A 4944-nucleotide genomic window follows, 5' to 3' on the forward strand; every position below is an offset into this window, starting at 1 on the left:
ATGGCGCTGACTACGTCCGCACCCACGCGCCTGGAGATCTGCGAAGCGCAATCACCTTCTCGGAAACCCTCGCGAAATTTCGCAGTCGCGACGCCAGAGACCGAGGGTTAGATCATGCCTAGCATTCACCTTCCGGCCGCCCGCTAAATATCTCCTTTTGGGTTGTTAATAAAACATCCAATAAGTTGACTGTGCGTGAAAAAGAAAGTTTTGTGTGATGGCGTTGAAGATCGCACCGTTAAGCTCTTATGTGGGATGGTGCAGAGCTCGACGACTACCGATAAAACGCAACCGCCGCAAACAGACAAGAAAAAGCCCCAACTGATAACAGTTGGGGCTTCAGTATTGTGATTGGTGGAGCAATAGCACCCTGAACCCAAAACCTTCTCGCTCAACCGGTAGTGGCTGATAACAACTCGTGAGGGCTATTGCGGGTTAAGCATTTAGCGATGTCTAGGGCCAGACTGGACGTCTGAACGCAAGCCGCTGATACTGTACATAACCACAGTATCAGCGGAGGATACCCATGTCGCTGGCAAGGAACGCCACGGCGAGTCAATCGCCCACTCAAACAAACGGTTACGAACGCCACCAACCCGACCAGACGCTGCTCTACCAGCTGGTTGAGCAGCACTACCCAGCCTTCAAAGCCTCACTCGAAGCCCAAGGTCAACACCTGCCTCGCTACATCCAACAAGAATTCAACGACCTCCTCCAATGTGGCCGTCTGGAGTATGGTTTCATGCGGGTTCGCTGCGAGGATTGTCATCACGAGCGTCTGGTCGCCTTCAGCTGTAAACGACGCGGCTTTTGCCCTAGCTGCGGTGCCCGCCGGATGGCCGAGAGTGCGGCGCTGCTGATAGACGAAGTCTTCCCCAAGGAGCCCATTCGCCAGTGGGTGCTCAGCTTTCCTTTCCAGCTACGCTTTTTGCTGGCTCGCCATCCCCAGCTGATGGGCCAGGTCTTGAGTATCGTCTATCGTACACTCTCAACTCATCTGATCAAAAAAGCCGGTTACACCAAAGCCTCTGCACAAACTGGCTCAGTGACTCTTATCCAACGCTTTGGCTCCGCGCTAAATCTCAATGTCCACTACCACATGCTGTTTCTCGATGGTGTCTATGCCGAAGATGACTATGGCAAGCAACGCTTCCATCGTGTCAAGGCACCCACTTACGATGAGCTGAATACGCTCGCTCACACCCTCAGCCATCGCATCGCTCGCTGCATGGAAAAGCGTGGGATTTTGGAGCGTGATGCCGAGAATACGTGGTTGACACTGGAAGAGGGCGAAGACGATACGCTGACTCAATTACATGGTGCTTCGGTTACGTATCGCATTGCCGTCGGCCCCCAGCAAGGGCGCAAAGTCTTCACCCTGCAAACCTTGCCAGGGCGTGAGGATAAAGCCGACTCAAGCAGTCGAGTAGCCAACCATGCTGGTTTCTCGCTACACGCCGGTGTGATGGCCGAAGCGCATCAGCGGGATAAGCTTGAGCGCTTGTGTCGCTACATTAGTCGGCCAGCGGTTTCAGAAAAACGTCTGGCATTAACCGCCAATGGGCAGGTGCGTTACGAGCTCAAAACTCCGTACCGCAATGGCACCACCCATGTGATCTTCGAGCCGCTGGACTTCATCGCCAAACTCGCTGCGTTGGTACCTAAGCCGCGAGTCAACCTCACACGCTTCCACGGCGTCTTTGCACCGAACAGCAAACACCGAGTTCAAGTAACACCCGCCAAGCGGGGCAAGAAGCCCGACAAATCGGAAGGTCTCGATACTAACTGGCGTGACAAGAGTCCTGCAGAGCGCCACCGCGCCATGACCTGGATGCAACGCCTCAAGCGAGTCTTCAATATTGATATTGAAGTCTGCGAACACTGCGGCGGTCACGTCAAAGTGATTGCCAGCATCGAAGATCCGAAGGTCATTGAGCAGATTCTCAAGCATCTGAAACAGAAAACAGCCAAGGCGAATGCCGCCAAGCAGCGTGAGCTGCCACCAGAACGAGCGCCGCCACTGACTCCCAGCCTGTTCGATCCATCACAGAGTCGTCTCTTTGACTGACGACCCCAAATCCAACACTGCTCAACACTGCCAACTTTTAAACGGGGCGGTGGGGCAGTTTGTATCTCTCGAGCTATCAGGCTAGAGATTTTACCGCCAAATCGAACCTTATTAGAGCGGTTTAGGCTGGACCGGCAGTTAAAATTGGGGCTTGAGCGGTAAACGAGTGAGGGAATTTCAGGTAAGATACTTCGGATGAGGAGCAAAAAGGTGGTTTATACTTCCTATACCCAAAAAGGTGGTTTATACTTCCTATACCCTAAAAAGGCAGCTTTGGCTGCCTTTTGTATAATTCATATCGACTTATCAAAAGGACAATCCGATGAATGTCATTATAAAAGCTGTAGTTACTGCCTCGACGCTACTGATGGTATCTTTTAGTTCATTCGAAACCTCAGCGCAATCCCCACTGTTAAAAGAGCAAATTGAATCCATAGTCATTGGAAAAAAAGCCACTGTAGGCGTTGCAGTGTGGGGGCCTGACGATCTGGAACCTTTACTGATTAATCCTTTTGAAAAATTCCCAATGCAAAGTGTATTTAAATTGCATTTAGCTATGTTGGTACTGCATCAGGTTGATCAGGGAAAGTTGGATTTAAATCAGACCGTTATCGTAAACAGGGCTAAGGTTTTACAGAATACCTGGGCTCCGATAATGAAAGCGTATCAGGGAGACGAGTTTAGTGTTCCAGTGCAGCAACTGCTGCAATACTCGGTCTCGCTCAGCGATAACGTGGCCTGTGATTTGTTATTTGAACTGGTTGGTGGACCAGCTGCTTTGCATGACTATATCCAGTCTATGGGTATAAAGGAGACCGCTGTGGTCGCAAATGAAGCGCAGATGCACGCCGATGATCAGGTGCAGTATCAAAACTGGACCTCGATGAAAGGTGCTGCAGAGATCCTGAAAAAGTTTGAGCAAAAAACACAGCTGTCTGAAACCTCGCAGGCTTTGTTATGGAAGTGGATGGTCGAAACCACCACAGGACCAGAGCGGTTAAAAGGTTTGTTACCAGCTGGTACTGTGGTCGCACATAAAACTGGTACTTCGGGTATCAAAGCCGGAAAAACTGCGGCCACTAATGATTTAGGTATCATTCTGTTGCCTGATGGACGGCCCTTGCTGGTTGCTGTTTTTGTGAAAGACTCAGCCGAGTCAAGCCGAACCAATGAAGCTATCATTGCGCAGGTTGCTCAGACTGCGTATCAATTTGAATTGAAAAAGCTTTCTGCCCTAAGCCCAAATTAACAGACTATCAGCACTATCTAAGCCGCTGACTCTGGTTGTACACTAAAGCTATGGTTTGAAATTGGAGTAGGTTATGCAGTTATTAGGTTCAGTGGCTTCCCCTTTTGTTCGTCGTTTACGTTTAGTACTGGCAGGGCAACCTTATCAGTTTGTAGCGCTTAATATTTTTGAGTCTGAAGGCCGTTCAGTGTTGGTACAACATAATCCGGCACGCAAAGTGCCTGTGTTAGTGGATGGAGAGCAGGTTATTTTTGATTCAGGCGTAATTTATCGTTATTTGGCTTCGAAACTGAAATTCAAACCATTGAGCTGGGATCAGGAAAACGGTCTGACGACCATCAATGCCTGCACAGACTCCTTGGTTGAATTACTGCTTTGTAAGCGCTCAGGTTTTGACGTGACTGAAGATAAATTGTTTTTTAATCTTCAGCATGAGCGAATTCAGGCGACGCTAGAGGCACTTGAGCAACAAATCAGGGCAGGGCATTTCGGTGACTGGGACTATCCTGGTATCAGTCTGTTCACTTTAATCGACTGGATATTGTTCCGCGATTTAGTCGACTTAAAACCCTTCCCTGTATTATTACAGTTCAGAAATGCGCATTTAAACCGGCCGATGGTCGCTGAAACCGACCCGCGTTTAAGCTAAAAACAACAGGTCAGAGCCAAGACTCTGACCTTTATTATTTATTCCACACCAATAAAGCCGCCGGTTTGATGCGCCCATAATTGAGCGTAAATACCGCCTTTGGCGATCAGTTCCTGATGACTGCCTTGTTCCACAATACGACCTTGATCCAGAACGATCAGCCTGTCCATAGCTGCTATGGTAGATAAACGGTGTGCAATGGCTATAACCGTTTTGCCTATCATCAACTGAGTCAGACTATGCTGAATAGCTGATTCTACTTCGGAGTCCAGCGCTGAGGTGGCTTCATCCAAAATCAGAATAGGGGCGTTTTTCAGTAAAACCCGAGCTATTGCAATACGTTGACGTTGACCACCAGAAAGCTTGACTCCACGTTCGCCCACCTGAGCGTCGTAGCCACTGTTGCCTTTAGGATCGGTAAGCTCCTGAATAAAAGCATCGGCTTCGGCTAAACGGGCTGCTTCAATCATTTCCGCTTCGGTAGCGCCAGGACGACCATATAAAATATTTTCCCTTACAGTACGGTGTAGCAGGGAGGTATCCTGGGTCACCATAGCTATATGAGCGCGAAGACTTTCCTGTGATACAGTTTTGATGTCCTGACCGTCTATCAAAATCTGGCCTGAATTGACATCATAAAAGCGCAGCAGTAAGTTCACCAGCGTGGATTTACCAGCACCAGAACGGCCGACTAAACCTACTTTTTCACCGGGTTTAATCGACAAGTCCAGACCATCAATCACAGGACCATGTTCACCTGCTGCTTTGCCGTAGTTAAAGTTCAGTTGCTTAAACTCAATCTGACCTTGTGGCACTTCAAGCGGCTTCGCATCTGCGTATTCCGGCGAAGTTGAACAGCCATTCCGGCCAACGTGAACACCCTGATCCTTAACGCGCTCACGTCACCCCGTTTCTAACTCGAGTGTTCAGATTGGGTCAACTCACTTCTCCTCTTTCTCATCGATTCTCCCTTCAGTG

General features: G+C 49.3%; 4 protein-coding genes and 1 pseudogene. 4 read left to right on the forward strand and 1 reads right to left on the reverse strand.

Annotated elements, in window-relative coordinates; all coding sequences use genetic code 11:
- The 4 genes and pseudogenes from J9892_RS18000 to J9892_RS18015 all read left to right on the forward strand — a co-directional run.
- Positions 1-122: pseudogene (locus tag J9892_RS18000) on the forward strand (sulfonamide-resistant dihydropteroate synthase Sul1); the annotation flags it as partial.
- A gap of 404 nt (positions 123-526) precedes the next feature.
- The gene (locus J9892_RS18005; protein WP_000050481.1) at positions 527-2068 is read left to right on the forward strand and encodes an IS91-like element ISCR1 family transposase; all 1542 of its coding nucleotides are present in this window, start codon (positions 527-529) and stop codon (positions 2066-2068) included.
- Between the two features lie 322 nt (positions 2069-2390).
- Positions 2391-3317: an extended-spectrum class A beta-lactamase PER-3 gene (locus J9892_RS18010; RefSeq protein WP_049637349.1), complete on the forward strand. Its 927-nt coding sequence runs from the start codon at positions 2391-2393 to the stop codon at positions 3315-3317.
- Positions 3318-3390: 73 nt separating this feature from the next.
- Positions 3391-3966, forward strand: a complete 576-nt coding sequence (locus J9892_RS18015) for a glutathione S-transferase family protein (RefSeq protein WP_001176353.1) — start codon at positions 3391-3393, stop codon at positions 3964-3966.
- 38 nt (positions 3967-4004) lie between these two features.
- Here J9892_RS18015 and J9892_RS18020 read toward each other — a convergent pair whose 3' ends face one another.
- Positions 4005-4781: an ATP-binding cassette domain-containing protein gene (locus tag J9892_RS18020; RefSeq protein ID WP_001135551.1), complete on the reverse strand. Its 777-nt coding sequence runs from the start codon at positions 4779-4781 to the stop codon at positions 4005-4007.
- Positions 4782-4944 lie beyond the last annotated feature (163 nt).

This window comes from Aeromonas sp. Prich7-2 (assembly GCF_017939255.1).
Taxonomy (GTDB): domain Bacteria; phylum Pseudomonadota; class Gammaproteobacteria; order Enterobacterales; family Aeromonadaceae; genus Aeromonas; species Aeromonas caviae.